19 protein-coding genes are annotated in these 18,637 nt (G+C 41.4%); 15 read left to right on the plus strand and 4 right to left on the minus strand.

The window, feature by feature from the left end:
* The first annotated feature begins 6 nt into the window (after positions 1-6).
* From VY86_RS17135 to VY86_RS17205, 15 genes are all read left to right on the plus strand, one after another.
* Positions 7-960, plus strand: a complete 954-nt coding sequence (locus VY86_RS17135) for a beta-ketoacyl-ACP synthase III (protein WP_046975842.1) — start codon at positions 7-9, stop codon at positions 958-960.
* 18 nt (positions 961-978) lie between these two features.
* Complete coding sequence (gene fabD / locus VY86_RS17140; RefSeq protein ID WP_046975843.1) at positions 979-1,911, plus strand: ACP S-malonyltransferase; 933 nt, start codon at positions 979-981, stop codon at positions 1,909-1,911.
* 9 nt (positions 1,912-1,920) lie between these two features.
* A complete protein-coding gene (gene fabG / locus VY86_RS17145; RefSeq protein WP_046975844.1) occupies positions 1,921-2,655 on the plus strand; it encodes a 3-oxoacyl-ACP reductase FabG in 735 nt (244 codons plus the stop codon).
* A 154-nt stretch (positions 2,656-2,809) separates the two neighbouring features.
* Positions 2,810-3,046 (plus strand): acyl carrier protein, encoded by a 237-nt coding sequence (acpP, locus tag VY86_RS17150; protein ID WP_011147052.1) that lies wholly within the window; start codon positions 2,810-2,812, stop codon positions 3,044-3,046.
* Positions 3,047-3,119: 73 nt separating this feature from the next.
* Positions 3,120-4,361: a beta-ketoacyl-ACP synthase II gene (gene fabF, locus VY86_RS17155; protein WP_046975845.1), complete on the plus strand. Its 1,242-nt coding sequence runs from the start codon at positions 3,120-3,122 to the stop codon at positions 4,359-4,361.
* A 183-nt stretch (positions 4,362-4,544) separates the two neighbouring features.
* Positions 4,545-5,369: an aminodeoxychorismate lyase gene (gene pabC, locus VY86_RS17160; protein ID WP_046975846.1), complete on the plus strand. Its 825-nt coding sequence runs from the start codon at positions 4,545-4,547 to the stop codon at positions 5,367-5,369.
* A gap of 27 nt (positions 5,370-5,396) precedes the next feature.
* The gene (mltG, locus tag VY86_RS17165; protein ID WP_046975847.1) at positions 5,397-6,422 is read left to right on the plus strand and encodes an endolytic transglycosylase MltG; all 1,026 of its coding nucleotides are present in this window, start codon (positions 5,397-5,399) and stop codon (positions 6,420-6,422) included.
* Entirely contained in the window at positions 6,419-7,057 is a 639-nt protein-coding gene (tmk, locus tag VY86_RS17170) for a dTMP kinase (protein WP_046975848.1), read from the plus strand. Before mltG ends, tmk begins: the two co-directional genes overlap by 4 nt.
* Positions 7,057-8,046: a DNA polymerase III subunit delta' gene (gene holB, locus VY86_RS17175; RefSeq protein ID WP_046975849.1), complete on the plus strand. Its 990-nt coding sequence runs from the start codon at positions 7,057-7,059 to the stop codon at positions 8,044-8,046. The genes tmk and holB overlap by 1 nt, the downstream gene beginning before the upstream one ends.
* Positions 8,047-8,070: 24 nt before the next feature.
* Complete coding sequence (locus VY86_RS17180) at positions 8,071-8,856, plus strand: metal-dependent hydrolase (RefSeq protein ID WP_046975850.1); 786 nt, start codon at positions 8,071-8,073, stop codon at positions 8,854-8,856.
* A 70-nt stretch (positions 8,857-8,926) separates the two neighbouring features.
* The gene (gene hinT / locus VY86_RS17185) at positions 8,927-9,277 is read left to right on the plus strand and encodes a purine nucleoside phosphoramidase (RefSeq protein WP_021324609.1); all 351 of its coding nucleotides are present in this window, start codon (positions 8,927-8,929) and stop codon (positions 9,275-9,277) included.
* Positions 9,278-9,473: 196 nt separating this feature from the next.
* Positions 9,474-10,040: a penicillin-binding protein activator LpoB gene (gene lpoB / locus VY86_RS17190; RefSeq protein ID WP_046975851.1), complete on the plus strand. Its 567-nt coding sequence runs from the start codon at positions 9,474-9,476 to the stop codon at positions 10,038-10,040.
* Positions 10,027-10,890 carry a thiamine kinase gene (gene thiK / locus VY86_RS17195; RefSeq protein WP_046975852.1) on the plus strand — a complete coding sequence of 288 codons (864 nt, stop codon included), beginning with the start codon at positions 10,027-10,029 and terminating at the stop codon, positions 10,888-10,890. Before lpoB ends, thiK begins: the two co-directional genes overlap by 14 nt.
* A 50-nt stretch (positions 10,891-10,940) precedes the next feature.
* Entirely contained in the window at positions 10,941-11,963 is a 1,023-nt protein-coding gene (nagZ, locus tag VY86_RS17200; RefSeq protein WP_046975853.1) for a beta-N-acetylhexosaminidase, read from the plus strand.
* Between the two features lie 415 nt (positions 11,964-12,378).
* Positions 12,379-13,683, plus strand: coding sequence for an NAD(P)/FAD-dependent oxidoreductase (locus VY86_RS17205; RefSeq protein WP_046975854.1), 1,305 nt, complete (start codon positions 12,379-12,381; stop codon positions 13,681-13,683).
* An 86-nt stretch (positions 13,684-13,769) separates the two neighbouring features.
* On the opposite strand, the gene VY86_RS17210 is transcribed toward VY86_RS17205, so the two are convergent.
* From VY86_RS17210 to pvcA, 4 genes are all read right to left on the minus strand, one after another.
* Positions 13,770-15,437, minus strand: a complete 1,668-nt coding sequence (locus VY86_RS17210; RefSeq protein ID WP_046975855.1) for a S8 family peptidase — start codon at positions 15,435-15,437, stop codon at positions 13,770-13,772.
* A 211-nt stretch (positions 15,438-15,648) separates the two neighbouring features.
* Positions 15,649-16,077: an N-acetyltransferase gene (locus VY86_RS17215; RefSeq protein WP_046975856.1), complete on the minus strand. Its 429-nt coding sequence runs from the start codon at positions 16,075-16,077 to the stop codon at positions 15,649-15,651.
* Between the two features lie 110 nt (positions 16,078-16,187).
* A complete protein-coding gene (locus VY86_RS17220; protein ID WP_082111256.1) occupies positions 16,188-17,033 on the minus strand; it encodes a TauD/TfdA family dioxygenase in 846 nt (281 codons plus the stop codon).
* Positions 17,034-17,045: 12 nt separating this feature from the next.
* Positions 17,046-18,023, minus strand: coding sequence for an L-tyrosine isonitrile synthase (pvcA, locus tag VY86_RS17225; protein ID WP_046975858.1), 978 nt, complete (start codon positions 18,021-18,023; stop codon positions 17,046-17,048).
* Between the last annotated feature and the right edge of the window lie 614 nt (positions 18,024-18,637).

Consider the following 18,637-nt stretch of genomic DNA (forward strand, 5'->3'; position numbering starts at 1 on the left):
ACATACATGTATACAAAAATTTTAGGTACAGGTAGTTATCTGCCTGCGCAAGTGCGCACTAACGCTGATTTAGAAAAAATGGTGGATACCTCTGACGAGTGGATTGTTACCCGTACAGGTGTCCGTGAACGCCGTATTGCTACTGATGATGAAACGGTTGCGATGATGGGGCTGTGGGCTGCGGAAAAAGCAATTGAAATGTCTGGCATTGATAAAGATCAGGTTGATTTAATCATTGTGGCCACAGCTTCATCCAGTCATGCTTTCCCAAGTTCTGCGTGCCAAATTCAGCACATGTTGGGTACCAAGAATTCAGCTGCTTTTGACATTTCTGCTGCTTGCTCTGGTTTCGCTTATGCACTGAGTATTGCTGACAAGTTTATTAAAACGGGTGCGGTAAAGCATGCGTTAGTCATTGGTTCTGATTCTATTACCAGAACGCTTAATCCAGAAGATCGCGGAACACTTATTTTGTTTGGTGATGGTGCGGGTGCGATGGTGGTAGGGGCTTCTGATGAGCCAGGAATTCTTTCAACTCATCTTCATGCAAATGGTAGCTATGGTGAATTGCTGGTGTTGCCTTATCAGGATCGCCAGCATCGGAAAGAACCGGCGTATGCCAGTATGATCGGTAATGAAGTCTTTAAAATTGCAGTCCGTGAATTGGCTAATTTGGTTGATGAAACATTAGAGGCTAACAATCTATCGCATAGTGAGCTGGATTGGCTGGTACCTCATCAGGCTAATTTGCGTATTATCGCTGCGACAGCTAAGAAATTGCATATGACTATGGATAAAGTGGTGGTAACGCTGGATCGTCACGGTAACACTTCCGCGGCATCGGTACCTACTGCATTTGATGAGGCAGTGCGTGATGGTCGGATTAAACGTGGTCAGCTAATCTTAATTGAGGCTTTTGGTGGTGGACTGACTTGGGGTTCAGCACTGATACGTTTTTAATTTGACAGGAAAATGAACATGTCTGAATTTGCAATGGTATTTCCTGGGCAGGGTTCTCAGTCCCTTGGTATGTTGGCCGATTTGGCTACGGTGTTCCCGGTTGTAGAGCAAACTTTTGCTGAAGCGTCTGATGTGCTGGGATATGATCTCTGGACTTTGGTTCAACAGGGGCCGGAAGAAGAATTAAGTAAAACGTGGCAAACCCAACCCGCATTATTGGCAGCCTCGGTTGCTATTTGGCGGGTCTGGCAGGAAAAAGGTGGAAAAGCACCATTATTAATGGCTGGACATAGCCTTGGTGAATATTCTGCACTGGTTTGCGCGGGTGTCATTGATTTCAAACAAGCGATTAATCTTGTTGAACTGCGTGGCAAATTGATGCAAGAAGCTGTACCTGAAGGCACTGGTGCAATGTATGCTATTATTGGTTTAGATAATGAATCCATTGACAGAGCCTGTAAAGAGGCTGCTCAGGGGCAAGTTGTTTCCCCTGTTAACTTTAACTCGCCTGGGCAGGTTGTTATTGCCGGTGAGAAAGAGGCTGTAGAACGTGCTGGTGCTGCATGCAAAGCTGCGGGTGCAAAACGCGCGCTGCCTTTGGCTGTCAGTGTGCCGTCGCATTGCGCACTGATGAAACCAGCCGCAGATAAGCTGGCAGTTGTTTTGGAAGGAATTGAATTCAATCATCCTCAGTTCCCGGTGGTAAATAATGTTGATGTGAAAATAGAACAATCTGCTGAAGCTATCCGTGATGCATTGGTACGACAACTGTATAATCCTGTCCGTTGGGCGGAAACAGTTGAATTTATTGCTGGACAGAGTATCGGACAGCTATTAGAAATAGGACCAGGTAAAGTTTTGACGGGTTTAACTAAACGAATTGTCAATACCTTAAGCGCAGCAGCGGTAAATGACACAACTTCATTAGTCACCACATTGGAAAATAATTGAGGACAATACATGAGATTAGATGGAAAAATTGCATTAATAACAGGTGCTAGCCGTGGGATCGGCCGCGCAACTGCTGAACTATTAGCAGAGCGTGGAGCCTATGTCATTGGTACAGCAACAAGTGAAAAAGGCGCTGAAGCTATCAGTGCTTACCTTGGTGAAAAAGGTAAAGGTTTTGTACTGAATGTCGCTGATCCTGAATCTATTGAACAGTTGATGTCTGCTATTCGTACCGAGTTTGGTGGAATCGACATTTTAGTGAATAATGCCGGTATCACTTGTGATAACTTGGTGATGCGCATCAAAGATGATGAGTGGCAGGATGTTATTGACACTAATCTTTCTTCCGTCTTCCGTATGTCAAAAGCGGCAATGCGCTTTATGATAAAAAAACGTTATGGCCGTATTATCTCTATTGGTTCTGTTGTTGGATCAATGGGTAACCCAGGGCAAGCGAGTTATGCTGCGGCAAAAGCAGGAATTATTGGTTTCAGTAAAACATTAGCTCGTGAAGTCGTTTCTCGGGGTATTACGGTTAACGTTGTTGCTCCAGGGCTTATTGAAACGGATATGCTCAAAAAGTTGCCAGATGAGCAGTTGGCAAACTTCTCGGATGATATACCCGTTAAAAGACTTGGAGATGTGAAAGAAGTTGCCAGTGCTGTGGCTTTTTTAGCTTCTGATGAAGCGGCCTACATCACAGGTGAAACAATACATGTCAATGGCGGCATGTACATGAACTAAAAAGTGAGCGAACCAGTTGCATTTTTTGTGTTAAATAACGCAAAATAGAGCAAGATTGTGGTTCGACCAGCCGGGATTTGGTTGCATCTTTTCCTGTATTTTATAAACTACGAAAACCATCGCGAAAGCGAATTTTGATAGGAAATTTAATAGCATGAGCACTATTGAAGAACGCGTTAAAAAAATCATCGTTGAACAACTTGGTGTTAAAGAGGAGGAAGTTGTCAATTCAGCTTCTTTTGTTGATGACTTGGGCGCTGATTCTCTTGACACAGTTGAACTCGTAATGGCTCTGGAAGAAGAGTTCGATATCGAAATTCCAGATGAAGAAGCAGAAAAGATCACTACAGTTCAGGCAGCTATTGATTACGTCCAGAACCAAAGCGAATAAGTGAACACACCTAGGCGGTCACTCGACCGCCTATGTTTCTGCCCTAAATTATTTCCCTCCCTGGAGGATAAGCGTGTCTAAGCGTCGAGTAGTTGTGACCGGACTAGGCATGTTATCTCCTGTCGGTAACACAGCTGAATCTTCTTGGAAAGCTGTTTGTGCCGGACAGAGTGGTATCAGCCTGATTGACCATTTTGACACCAGTCGCCATGCAACTAGATTTGCTGGTCTGGTTAAAGATTTTAATCATGAAGATTTTAATATTTCGCGCAAAGATGCACGAAAGATGGATGATTTCATTCAATATGGTATTGCAGCAGGTGTGCAAGCTATTGAAGATTCTGGAATCGAAGTAACAGAAGCCAATGCTAGTCGTTTTGGTGCTGCTATTGGTTCTGGTATTGGTGGTCTGGGTCTTATTGAAGAGAATCACGGTGCGTTAGTGGCTAGTGGTCCTCGTAAGATCAGCCCATTCTTTGTTCCTTCCACGATTGTAAATATGGTGGCAGGTCACCTGAGTATCATTTACGGCTTACGTGGCCCAAGTATCTCTATCGCCACAGCATGTACATCAGGTGTGCATAATATCGGTCATGCTGCTCGTATTATTGCTTATAATGATGCGGATATTATGCTGGCAGGTGGCGCAGAAAAAGCCAGTACGCCACTGGGAGTGGGTGGCTTTGGCGCTGCCCGTGCTTTGTCTACCCGTAACGATAATCCACAGGGTGCAAGCCGGCCGTGGGATAAAGACCGTGATGGTTTTGTTCTGGGGGATGGTGCAGGTATTCTGGTGCTGGAAGAGTATGAGCACGCGAAGAGACGCGGTGCGAAAATTTACGCGGAAATCGTTGGCTTTGGTATGAGTAGTGATGCCTACCATATGACGTCACCTCCAGAAGATGGTGCTGGCGCTGCGCTGGCGATGGAAAATGCCCTGAAAGATGCCAGTATTACCACTGAGCAGGTGGGATATATTAATGCTCACGGTACTTCAACACCAACCGGCGACTTAGCGGAATCCCATGCAGTTGAGTCAGTATTTGGTGAAGGCACAGATGTTTTAGTCAGTTCTACCAAATCAATGACCGGCCATTTGTTAGGTGCTGCTGGTGCAGTGGAATCTATTTTCACTATCTTGGCACTACGTGATCAAATTGTTCCACCAACTATCAACCTGGAAAACCAGGATGAGAACTGCCGTCTGGATTTCGTTCCTCGCGAATCCCGCAAGGTGCAGGGCATGGAATATGCGTTATGTAACTCTTTCGGTTTCGGTGGTACTAACGGCTCACTGATTTTCCGTAAGATATAAGCCTTATTTTTGTAAATACTTTAAGGCGACAGAATAAAGAGCTCCAATAGTTAATAATTATTGGAGCTCTTTTCATAGCAGGCTCTGCGGGTATTTTTGCACTCATGTCAGCTATATACTATGATACCGCTTCTTGATAAGTTGGTTGAAATACCTTTTTTGAGTAATTAAGAACAAAGTTATATGTATTGGATTAATGGGGAGCGGTGCGACTATTTGCCAGTGAATGATCGTTCAGTTCAGTTCGGGGATGGTTGTTTTACAACAGCAAAAATAGAGCAGGGACAGGCCGCTTTGCTGTCATTGCATATCCGAAGATTACAAAAAGGCGTTGAAAAGTTATATCTTCCACAACCCGATTGGCAACAGCTTGAAAACCATATAAAGCAGATTGCTTCCACTACTGGACAAGGCGTACTTAAAGTTATTCTTTCCCGTGGAGCAGGAGGGCGTGGTTACAGTGCACAGGGTTTTACACAACCAAATCAGATCCTGTCTCTCACTCCTTATCCCGAAAAATATCTGAAACAACGTCAGGAAGGCCTTTCTCTGGTGCTCAGTCCGATACCCATGGGAATAAATCCCTATCTTGCCGGAATTAAACACCTTAACCGATTGGAACAGGTATTGATTAAATCATTTATCGAAAAGTCAAATGCTGATGAAGCCTTGGTACTCGATACAGATGGTTTATTGGTTGAGTGCTGTACTGCAAACATTTTCTGGCGTAAAGGAAAAGATGTGTATACTCCTGATTTGCGGGGATGTGGAGTTGAAGGTGTGATGCGGGAAAAAATAATACAGTTATTATCAGAAAGTGACTATTACCTCTCCTGTGTAAATCGTTATCCTGAAACATTGGCTTATGCAGACGAGGTAATAGTTTGCAATTCTCTAATGCCGGTGATACCTGTCAGTGAAATTCAGGCTCATGAAAATCAGCCCGCATGGAAATATCAGTCAAGGGAGCTGTATGAATATTTGCTTCCTGAATGTCTGAAGTTGTAATTCGCTCTGTGTTTAAGTGATTAATTGATGAACCGGAAAAAGCACTTTTTTGCCCTATTGGCTTTGATTGTCATTGTGGCGGCAATATTACTCTATGCTGGTTATAAGAAAGTTGAAAGATTTGCAGATCAAACATTGGCAATCAAACAAGATCGGGTATTCACATTGCCGGCAGGTATTGGCCGTCATAGTCTGGAGGCATTATTGGTTCAGGATAACTTGATTAAAGATAGTCATATTTTCCCTTGGTTATTAAGGCTGGAGCCAAAACTTGCTGAATTTAAAGCGGGAACTTACCAGTTGACACGAGAAATGACATTGAGGGAAATGTTGCAATTATTCTCCAGTGGCAAGGAGGCGCAATTTACGGTCCGTTTTGTCGAAGGTAGCCGTTTATCTGACTGGTGGAAAATACTACAACAATCTGAGTATCTTAAACATGAACTGAATGATAAAAGTGCTCAGGAATTGGCTGAAATACTGGGTATCAAAGTGACTGATACTCTGGAAGGGAGGCTCTATCCGGATACTTATCACTATACGGCGGGGACGAGCGATGTCGCATTACTGAAACGGGCATACCGACAGATGCAAATGACGCTTGAAGAAGAATGGCAAAAGCGCGATAAAAACCTGCCTTATAAAAGTGCTTATGAAATGTTGATTATGGCGTCGATAATTGAGAAAGAGACCAGTGTTGAGGCTGAACGGACAAAAGTAGCTTCTGTATTTATTAACCGTTTACGGTTGAATATGCGGCTACAAACTGATCCGACAGTAATTTATGGCTTAGGAGAAAAATATACAGGCACTATTTTTCGCAAAGATTTAACCACACTGACGCCATACAATACTTACATGATTAATGGCTTGCCACCTACGCCAATTGCTATGCCCGGTCTTGCTTCGATAAAAGCAGCTGCGCACCCGGCAAAAACTGAATTTCTCTATTTTGTCGCGGATGGTAAAGGCGGTCATACTTTTACGACCAATCTGGCGGCGCATAACAGAGCGGTGAATATTTACCGTCAGGGATTAAGACAGAGCAGATGAACAGCAAATTTATTGTTATTGAAGGGTTAGAGGGTGCAGGAAAAACTTCAGCGATGAAAACAGTCGTTGAAAGATTGCAGCAGCACGGTATTCAGGACTTAGTTTTTACCCGTGAACCGGGTGGAACACCACTGGCAGAAAAATTACGTGAGTTAATTAAGCAAGGTATTGAAGGTGAATCTCTGACGGATAAAGCAGAGGTGCTGATGTTATATGCAGCCAGGGTGCAATTGGTCGAAAATGTGATTAAACCTGCTCTGGCCCGCGGTGCATGGGTTGTGGGTGATCGTCATGATCTCTCTTCTCAGGCGTATCAAGGAGGAGGACGTGGTATTGATAAAAACTTGATGACTTCGCTGCGTGATACCGTTCTTGGTGATTTTCATCCTGATCTGACTATTTATCTTGATCTTCCTCCTCAGATTGGTTTGCTGCGCGCCCGTGAGCGCGGGGAATTAGATAGAATTGAAAAAGAGTCGATGGATTTCTTTGATCGTACTCGCAGCTGTTACCTGGAGTTTGCGGCACAAGATAAGCGTATTGTGACTGTTGATGCTGCTCAACCAATAGAACAGGTACAAGCCGATATTTGCCAAGCCCTTGAGCAATGGCTGAAACAGCAGGAAAATGGCTAATGAATTGGTATCCGTGGCTTAATCAGGCATACCGTCAGTTGGTAGAATTCCATCAGCAAGGACGAGGCCACCATGCTTTATTACTTCATGCTAATGCCGGTACTGGGGCTGATGTGTTGATATATGGGTTAAGCCGTTGGTTGATGTGTCAGAATAAACAGGGGATGAAAAGCTGTGGGGAGTGTCATAGTTGTCATCTGATGATGGCAGAAACTCATCCTGATTGGCATATTATGTCACCGGAGAAGGGGAAAACCAGTGTTGGTGTAGAAGCGGTACGCCAGATTACGGAAAAGCTTTATAGTCGTTCTCAGCAAGGTGGTGTAAAAATTGTCTGTCTGCCTTTGGTCGAATGTCTGACAGATGCAGCTGCCAATGCATTATTGAAAACGTTGGAAGAGCCGCCGGAACATACCTATTTTCTTCTGGAATGTCGTCAGCCAGCCAACCTTTTGGCAACTTTGCGCAGTCGCTGTTTTTACTATTTTCTACCGGTGCCTGAAGCAGAAACCAGCTTTTATTGGTTGCAAAAACAGTTACCTGTCATTTCTTCGGTTGATGCAATGACGGCGTTGAAACTGTCTCAGGGTGCACCTGTGGCGGCAGAACAATTGCTGCAACCGGAGCAATGGCAGATTCGGAGGCAGTTCTGTCAGGCTGTTGAACAGGCTTTGGCTAAACGTGATGCTTTATCACTTTTATCCCAGTTAAATCACGAAGATGCGCCGCAGCACCTTCATTGGCTGATTAGTTTGTTACTTGATGCGGTAAAGTGGCAACAGCAGGCGCGGAGTTATTGCATCAATCAGGATCAACAAACGCTGATTTATCAATTAAGCTCCATGCATACTATGGCTGTTTTATTACAAGGCGTTGATGACTGGACGTATTGTCGTCATCAGCTACTCTCAGTCGTGGGCGTAAACCGGGAGTTGTTGCTGACAGAGCAATTGCTCAATTGGGAAAAACAGTTTCCCTCACAATTCTGAAATCTTTTTGTATACGAGTTTAATATGTTGTTAGTGGATTCGCATTGTCATCTTGATTGTCTTGATTATGAAAACCTGCATAAAAATGTAGATGATGTTGTTGCAAAGGCGGCGGTTCGGGAAGTTAAATTTATGTTGGCAGTAGCGACTACGCTACCCGGTTTCCGCCAAATGAAAACCCTGATCGGTGAACGGGAAAATATCGTCTTTTCCTGTGGTATTCATCCGCTTAATCTGGATGAAGGCTATGATTTTGATGAGCTGGCACGTTTAGCTGCTGGGAATGAAGTTGTCGCATTGGGTGAAACCGGGCTGGATTACTATTATCAGCAGGATAATGCTGAACTACAACGAACCTCGTTTCGTGAACATATTCGTATCGGACGTAAACTCAATAAGCCAGTTATTGTTCATACCCGCAGTGCCCGTGATGATACTTTGCGGGTATTGCGTGAAGAACAGGCACAAGAATGTGGTGGTGTTTTGCATTGTTTTACTGAGGATAAAGATACCGCCAGAGAATTATTGGATTTAGGCTTCTACATTTCGTTCTCCGGTATTGTGACTTTCCGTAATGCGGAGCAAATTCGTGAAGCAGCAAGATATGTACCGTTGGATCGTATTCTGATTGAAACCGATTCTCCTTATCTTGCACCGGTGCCGCATCGTGGCAAAGAAAACCAGCCTGCATACGTGCGTGATGTTGCGGAATATATGGCTGTGCTCAAAGGTGTGAGTATTGAGGATCTGGCTCAGGTTTCCACGCAGAATTTTTGCGACCTATTTCATGTTGATGTATGCGAAATTTGATTTATCAACTTGAATTTGTGATTTGTAAGCGCTCATATATCTCTTGTTATTTGAATAAAAGGAAAATGTGATGGCAGAAGAAACTATTTTCAGCAAAATTATTCGTCGTGAAATACCTTCTGATATTGTTTATCAGGACGATCTGGTGACTGCATTTCGCGATATTTCTCCACAGGCACCGATTCATATTTTGATTGTTCCCAATGTTTTGATCCCGACAGTGAACGATGTCAAGGCAGAGCATGAAGCCGCGTTGGGACGAATGATGACGGTTGCAGCAAAAATTGCTGAACAGGAAGGTATTGCCGAAGATGGATATCGTTTGATTATGAACTGTAACCGTCATGCGGGACAGGAAGTTTACCATATTCATATGCATCTGGTTGGCGGCCGCCATTTGGGGCCATTACTGTTGAAGTAAACGTGAAGTGCCAAAATTCGTTTATATAGTATATAGCCAGATATTCGGGGGTATTTTTCTCATAATAGTCCCGGATATCTTGATTTTTAATAAATGCTACTGATTTTATTACTGAGGTTGAACCGATAATAGATTGCTGGTGTCACAGCAGAAACTTATCTGTTTCTTTAAACTCTGTAATTGGAATAATAGGTTGATGAAAAGAATTGTTTTTGTAGCGCTATCGGTCATGTTTCTGGCTGGTTGTCCATCTTTGCCTCCGCAGCAGCCTGAGCCTCCCACTCCGGTTATACCCGTGACCCCAACGGAACCGACGCCACCACCTGAGAAAGTTCCTGAGCTACCTAAAATGCGCGAAATTGACTGGGAAAGGACTGTGCAACCATTGGTAGAGCAAATGGTTAAGGCAAATGGGCTGGAAAGCGGCAAGTTACTGTTAGTTGATACAGTAAAAAATAACACTAATGGTGTGTTGCAAACCATGCAAGTCACTGATGTTTTGCGTCAAGCCATCAATAACAAAAATGTTTTTGCATTAGTACCGCAAAATCAGGTACAGAGCGCTCGCCAATCTTTGGGCTTGTCTGAAGAAGATAGCCTGGGATTACGCAGCAAAGCGATTGGTCTGGCTCGTTACTTAAATGCGGATTATGTTCTCTATTCTATCGTTTCAGGTAACAGTGATAAGCGAGATATTGTTATGCAACTGATGATTGTACAGACAGGTGAGATTCTCTGGTCAGGGCACGGTGACGTTAAGTAATCAAGATTGTTTATTGCGGGTGTTATGCAGGCAATGGCCTTATACAACAGCAAGCAGCTGGAAGATAAGGCCGTTAAGCGGTCTGACAAATGAAAGCTATTACGCCACCGATGGCGAATATCATATTGTCGGCCGTAGACAGTGGCAGCAAGGGAAGCAGCTTGGCGTTAACCGTCAGCGTGAAAACGCCATCCTGCGTCATCTCAGCCAGACAAAAATTGCTCCGCAAGTTATTGCAATGGCTCCCCATTGGTTGTTACTAGAATGGCTGCCCGGTCATCTTATTGAGCAAAATGAATTTTCTCAGCCTGATTTTCTGCAAAAACTGGCGGCATTATTGACCACTTTGCATCATCAGCCGCTGTTCGGTTACCCGCTTCAACTACGGCATCAGTTAGAAAGCCACTGGTTGCAAATTGATAAAGCGCGTCTTACTCCTCGTTGGTTGCGGCTGCATAAACAATTTATATCGTCTTCGATGCCTTCAATACTAAAACTATCACCTGCTCATATGGATGTTCATTGCGGTAATTTGCTTAATACGCCTCAGGGGCTGAAACTCATTGACTGGGAATATGCAGCTGATACCGATATCGGATTTGCGTTAGCGACGCTATTTCGTACCAATCATTGGGATGAACCGCAGCAGCAGGATTTTTTGCGCTGCTATTGCAGTCAGCCATCAGGATACCGGGATCGAACATTATTGACGCGTCAGATTAAACATTGGCAACCTTGGGTTGACTATATGATTTTGATGTGGTCTGAAGTGCGCTGGAAACAGAGTGGTAATCCACAATTTTTAGAGTTAGCGCAACCGTTGCGTCTCTCTTTTGGTCTAACGTTTTAAATCAATCACGCTGCATTGATTGCAGCACATGAATACAAGTGAGGAATGTTATGGGTCCGGTAATGTTAGATGTTGTCAGTTATGAACTCGATAATGAAGAAAAGGAAATTTTGCAACATCCATTAGTGGGCGGTTTAATTCTGTTTACCCGCAATTTTCATGATGTTGAGCAATTACGTGAATTGGTACGTCAAATTCGTCAGGCATCCCGTCATCGTCTTGTGATTGCCGTTGATCAGGAAGGTGGCAGAGTTCAGCGTTTCCGTGAAGGGTTCACCTGTTTACCCGCGGCCCAGTCTTTTGCTGGATTGAGTGATAATTTCAATGGCATTAAATTGGCGGAAGAAGCGGGTTGGCTGATGGCGTCTGAAATGATTGCAATGGATATCGATATCAGTTTTGCGCCTGTGCTGGATTTAGGTCATCAATGTGCAGCTATTGGTGAACGTTCATTCCATGAACATCCTGAGCAGGCCAAGATGATGGCAGAGCATTTTATTAAAGGAATGCATTCTGCTGGTATGAAATCGACGGGTAAACATTTTCCGGGGCATGGTGCTGTCAATGCGGATTCTCATAAAGAAACGCCCCATGATGATCGTCCGCTGGACGTTATTTGTTGTCATGATATGTCTATTTTCCGTGATTTTATCCAGCGTAATTTGTTGGATGCGATTATGCCGGCTCATGTGATCTATTCTCAGGTGGATAAGCATCCTGCCAGCGGATCGTCATATTGGTTGAAATCGGTACTGCGTCAGCAATTGGGCTTTAATGGTGTGATATTTTCGGATGATCTCTCTATGGAGGGGGCGGCGATTATGGGCAGTTACGCTGAACGCGGGCAGGCTGCGCTGAATGCAGGTTGTGACATGATCCTAGTGTGTAATAACCGTGACGGGGCGGTCAGTGTGCTTGATAACTTGCCTCAGACCAAAGTAGAGAAAGTCTCGGAATTATATCATCAGGGCGGCCAATTCAGCCTGAATGAGCTAAAGAATTCAAAACGCTGGCAGCAGGCTAATAAAGCATTAACGGTTTTACATGAGAAATGGCAGTGTTGTGTTCGGTGAGGGATGTTAAGGGATGGCAAAAAAAAGTTCTCAACTTGTCTGAGAAGAAATTAATGGAATGTCTTAATCGCCTTGGGTATGACATTGAGATTGTCGTAAAACCCAGTCGAGAATTTATTGGGCATCGCACTTTTTGTTTTGCTGGATAGGGGAATGCCAAGGGAATACGGGGGAGTCACATATTCCCCGTTTATCGAGCCAAATCCAACCAACTGAAAATAAATTGACAATCTTTATGATTGATGTTTATTTCTTCAAAAGAATTTGATGTTGTTCAATTTTGGTATGACCAACTAACCAGCCGTGGTATTCTGGAACTATCACATCAGTTATTTATTTCAAACTAAATGTTATCTAAGGATATTGTTTTAATATCCTTAGATAACATTTGATTTACATTTTTAGTGGAGTAGTCATGTCAACACCAAAGAAGAGAATTGTGATCATTGGTGGCGGTGCTGGTGGTTTGGAACTGGCAACCAGTCTGGGGCACAATCTGGGGCGCAAAAAGAGAGCAGAAATTGTGCTGGTGGATCGTAACCAAAGTCATTTATGGAAGCCGTTATTGCATGAAGTCGCGACAGGATCACTCGACGATGGGGTTGATGCGTTGAGTTATCTGGCTCACGCCCGTAATCACTATTTCAGTTTTCAATTAGGCACGTTGACCGATATTCATCGTGACACCAAAAAGATTTCTTTGGCTGAGATCCGGGATGAATATAACGAGGTGTTGGTTCCTGAACGTGAACTGAGTTATGACATTCTGGTTATGGCTCTGGGCAGTAAATCTAATGATTTTAATACGCAAGGTGTGAAAGAACACTGCATCTTCCTGGATAACCCACAACAGGCGCATCGTTTCCATAATGAAATGCTGAATCTGTTTCTTAAATACTCTGCAAGCAGTGGTCAGCAAGATAAGGTTAATATCGCTATCGTTGGTGGTGGGGCAACAGGTGTTGAGTTATCAGCGGAATTGTATAACGCGGTAAAACAACTTAACAGCTATGGTTTTGAGGGACTGAGTTCAGAAGCATTGAATGTGACGTTGGTAGAAGCAGGTGAGCGTATTTTGCCTGCATTGCCGGCACGCATTTCTGCTGCGGCGCATCAGGAGCTGACAAAACTTGGCGTTCATGTATTGACCAAAACTATGGTAACCAGTGCTGATGAGCATGGATTGAATACCAAAGAGGGTGATTTGATTAAAGCGGATCTCATGGTATGGGCGGCGGGTATCAAAGCACCTGATTTTATGAAAGATATTGCCGGCCTTGAAACTAACCGGATTAATCAACTGGTAGTGAAGCCAACGCTGCAAACGACATTTGATGACCATATTTTCGCCATTGGTGATTGTGCATCATGCCCGAAGAAAGAAGGGGGTTTTGTTCCTCCGAGGGCACAGGCGGCTCACCAAATGGCTAGCCGTTGCCATAGCAATATTATGGCGTTGTTGAATGACAAACCGTTAAAAGAATATACCTATAAAGATCATGGATCTCTGGTTTCGTTATCTAAATTCAGTACGGTTGGTAGTCTGATGGGTAATTTAATGCGTGGTTCAATGATGGTAGAAGGGCGTGTGGCTCGTGCTGTCTATATTTCATTATATCGAATGCATCAGGTAGCTTTGCATGGTTATATTAAAACTGGCTTGATGATGTTGGTCGGTGGAATTAACCGTGTGATCCGTCCACGATTAAAATTGCATTAATTATTTAATCAATACAAGGCCACTCGTAAAATAATGAGTGGCCTTGATAAAGCATCACTTATTTAGTTTGAAATAATTTATCTTAATTAAGAAAACAGACGATCAATTAATTTGAAAGCATTTGCAACATTTGGGCGAGAACCCATTCCCTGTAGTTCTCCGGTTGAAAAGCCACTATTTTTAACCAGTGTTGCTATTTGAGAGCAATTAAAATATCTGTGATATTTTAATTTAGCATAGGATTGAACGAGCGCTAACGCACCGGAAACTAAAGGTGTTGCACTGGATGTCCCATTATAACTACGAGTGTAGTTTCTATTATTTCCTGGCAGGCGCTGTAAGTTTGAATATCCAGTGGTTGTGACATTTTCACCCCAGGAATTTAAACTGGTATGGAGATTATGATTGGAAAAACCTAACCTGTATCCATTAATTGATGTACAGGCACCAATCATAATACCGCCAGGATCGCCATAATTAGGGAAGGTGAAATCATAGGCTAAATTAATACCGCCATTACCGGCAGAAAAGATAATAATTGCACCTGCGTCAACACAGCTTTTTATTTTCTGCCAATTAGACTTGATATAGGTAAAAGGGTAATATCTATTATTGGCGACAATTTGAATATTTAAACTAATAATATCTCCTGGTGAAAAACTATATATTATTCTGTCAAAGTCATCAATGTCATAAAAACGGAAATGACATTCGTGAGCTATACCTGTCACACCAAATTCATTATTCTTTGCTGCAATACATCCGGTGGACGCTGTACCGTGGTTACAGTCTTGTGTTTCAGGGCGGCTGTTGATCACAGTAATATTACCAACCAAGTCTTCATGGTTTCGGTAAACACCAAAATCAAGATGGTGCACAGTGATACCCTGACCTTTATAACCAGTAGCCCAGGCATTTCTGATATTCATCCCATTGTGTTCGTCTAAATACCCTTGCAGATATGAAAAATCAGGTGTAATGATATGAGAATCAAATTCGGCAATCACCTCTTCTGGTTTGGATGAAATCAGAGGAGGCGGAGGTTGATATTTTAAAACAGGAGTGAGAGAGCAAAACTCGATATAATCCAGTTTTTCCAATTCATCGGCTAACTTAACTAAATCAGAATGATTAATATCCGCTTCTATTTTGTAAAGATAAGTTAATTTATTGAATTCCTGGGTTTTCCAGGTTTTTTTATCGAAATCGTCTTTATTAAAAATAGGTTTTATCTCCATTTTATGTTTAGATGCATTAAAAACAGGTAATGAGTCAGTTGTTTCAGCTGCTAATCTTTTTAATCCATCTGGGAAAAACATGATTTCAAGATTATACTTCAAATTATCATTTGGGATATGATTGTTTCCTTTTAAAGAAATATCATTATCTTCAGATGGTGTTTGTTTAAGTAATGGATAGCTAATATCATTGCTTTCATTCCTAATGATTTCATTTATTTCTCTATTTATATCAAACAGAAAATCTGATTCTTTTATTTCTATATTTTCTGGTGGAAGTTTTTTAATTACTTTTCCATTCTCAATGATAGTGGTTTCTATTGTGTAATTTGCGGGTTTAAGTGAGGTAAAACAAGCTAATTGATTATCGTCACTATAATATTCATATATATCTTTTGTGTCTGAATCTATTAGCTTGTATTTTATTTCTATGTTATCACTCATTTCACCATAACATTTAAGATATAGATTACCGTCAAATTTTGCAGATTTAAAGTACTCAAGGGATATGGACATTGTCATTCTCCTCTTTAGTTAATTGCCTCCTTAGTATAACTATAAACGGGTATTTCATATTATTATTATTTCTTAGTCCACTATTCTGTTAGGGAGTGGCTGTATTATCTGTATTGATTATTACTGAATGTGATTTTATATTGAATATATAGTTATGTTCGTTTGTAATTTATCTCTCATTGAAGTGAATGGTGGGTTTTAATTAATAAGATCAGGTATGAATATATTCCATGAATAGTGCAGGGTTATTCGTATTTTTATCTATTGTTTTTCCTTTTTCTACGAAACCACAGCTAAGATAGAAACCGATAGAGTCCTTATTTTGACAATAAACCTCTAATTCCAGTTTATTTCGTAGATTTTTGGCATAGTTGATCAGCTGCTTACCGATACCTCTTCCTTGCGCTGATGGTGAAACAAAGATAGCAGCAATACGGTTTTCGTATAGGCTGAGAAAACCTTTCACAAAGCTTTGTTCTTCAAATACATAGGTTTCTGACGATGGGATATAGATATTGCGCATATCATCTGTTTTGCTTTTCCAAAAATCAGCATCAATGAAATTATGGGCAATCAATGATGCTGATAGCCAGATATCCAGAATAGTATCCATATCCTGTGCGTTAAAAGGGCGGATCATGATTGACTCCCAACAGATTTATATTCTGTTTCAGTTGATAGTTACATTGCACTGGCAGAGTAACCAATAACTACAATGGGAGTCAAGATAATGGATCTTTCCTGCTCTTTCTACGCTATTAATGCTTGATTGTTAAAGACGGGATCAGATTGAATATGGATCCTCTGTAAATGTCGTTCTGATTTAGACGTAAATCCTTCTCGCCCATGTAGCAAAGAGAAATTGTCCACAATCACTAAATCGCCTTTTTGCCATGCATGAGCATATAAATGGCGCTTATCGTATAGCGTATTGATAAAATCTTGCTGAAATTCTGCTACCTGATCAGGATTGATATTATGATACTCAATAGCATGTTTATTCAGGAATTTCTCACCATCTACCGCGGGTTCATTATATCTGATAACAAATCCATTTCCATCGGGATGTTTTTCTAATAAAGGAGAATGGACTTCGCCACCATAATGAGTGACTTTATTAATGCGATAAGTAACAGATATATTTTTCCATTGTTCTAATTGCTGCTGAGTCGCATTAGCAACCACAAGGCGGGTATTGACGAAGGTTGTTCTGCCGCCTTGGTCACTGTCTGGCGCATGTGCACAATGGAACATAATAAATTCGGGAATGGTTGGTTTATACATGCCATCCCAATGAAGCGGCATATAGCTGTTATCAAATACGTGATCGGTCGCATCCTGATGTTCACGAACATCTAAAACAGCACCGAACGGCCACATCATTATTTCTCCCCAATCATGGGCATAATCTTTATATTTTTCGTGATCAGATAAGTCAGATTTGAAGCCACGTAATAAAAGCAAATGATGTTTTTTAATCAGTTTTTTTAATTCTTCTACTGATAGCGTATCAATATGCTGGTCGGCATATTGTGGTGTAATCTTCAGGCCAAAAGGCGTCATCTCTTCTGTCTGAAATTTGTTTAAATCTGTCATAGTCATTTTCCTTTAAATTACATAATGGCTGGGTTTTCCATGAATACTTACTAATTTTCCGCCCATCATCTGAACTTCTTTATGTTTCATTAATATAAACTGCCCATTTACATTGGCTGCAACGCCATGCCAGGGGGTTAACCAATCATCCCTGGTTGGCATCATATGAATACCGAGTTTAATACTGTCTGCTGGTTGAGGATGAATAGACAAACGTATGGCTTCTGGGAAATGCGTATCTAATAAACTTCCCCATGCCCAACTTCTCTGAATAACACCGATAGCTCTCTGTTTGGCATCTTTTTGCAGGGCATTGTTTGATCCGGTATAGCCGGGTAATAAGCTGTCTTCATATAAAAAGCGGGTAACCGCGCGATACAATTGCAATCCATCACTGCTTTGCAACAGTTGATTTTTAATGGATTCCTCAGTTCGGGCGTAATGTTTTACTAACATCTGCCTCTGTAAATCGAAATCATCACTATGCTCGCAGAGGTTCTTATCGTCATTGAGATTAAATGTACTTAGGTTTATAGCACCCATCTCATTGATTAATTGTTTAATATCTTCATGATATTGACTGATGATATCATCACTGACACGAATTAGATCGCCGAAAACATGCCCGTCTGAACAGATAATAATACGGGCGCCAGGAGGATAATAAAGCTGTATACGCTGGCACAGAGAATTAAGAAAAGTCAAAGATAAGCGTTCTGCCATATCGGGAGCAGTACCAAGCACTTTATTTTTATTTGGTGATTTTGTTGGGAATGCCGGCAAAATAAATTCGATAGGTTTTTTATTCCTGATGAAATACGCAATTCTGGGTAACTGTACGTTTTTAACAAACGCTTCTTCTTGCACTAAATCTTTTTCTGAGTTGGTAAAGCGTCTGCGGTATTGTAACAACTCATGTAGAATCTGCATGGAAATATTGCTAGAAGAAACATTACCAGAAGTAACGTTATTGTAAGTAATACTTTGCATAATGACTATTTCTCTTTCTTGTCATAAATATCTATTCTTTACTTCCTTAAAAATAGATAAATATGAGTTTAACTAATTGGTATAGACGAAGTGTAAGATAGCGCAATTAAAAGATAATATAATATTTAGGAATAAATAATAATTTATTTTCTAACAAACAATATGTTTGAATATAATTTTTATAATCACTCAATATATTTGATTGATTGTTACAATAAAGCACAGTTTTCCTGGGTTATTAGAATCCCATATAACTGGTACGATCACTTTAATTGGATACCACTTAAGGTTAGGTAAGGTAAGCGAAATGAGGTTATTGCACCATTTTATGTTAGCGATTTTTCTGAAATTTATCGTCAATAAGACGAGTGAGGCATATCTTTATTTTATCTAATGTATTATTTGGGGTTATGAAAGATGTGGGTTGCATAATTAAGGGTTATGATTGTAACAAGAGAAATAGGATTTAAGTTAAAAAAGCAAACTAATATGTAAGGTTGATAATATAATCTGTTATCATGAGTATGACTCTATTTGGTTATTATTTTCTGAAACCTGAATTTACCTCTAATTTAATTCGGCAATAGCCCAGATTCCATATGAATATTGCGATA

This window comes from Photorhabdus thracensis, assembly GCF_001010285.1.
In the GTDB taxonomy this organism is placed as follows: Bacteria; Pseudomonadota; Gammaproteobacteria; order Enterobacterales; family Enterobacteriaceae; genus Photorhabdus; species Photorhabdus temperata.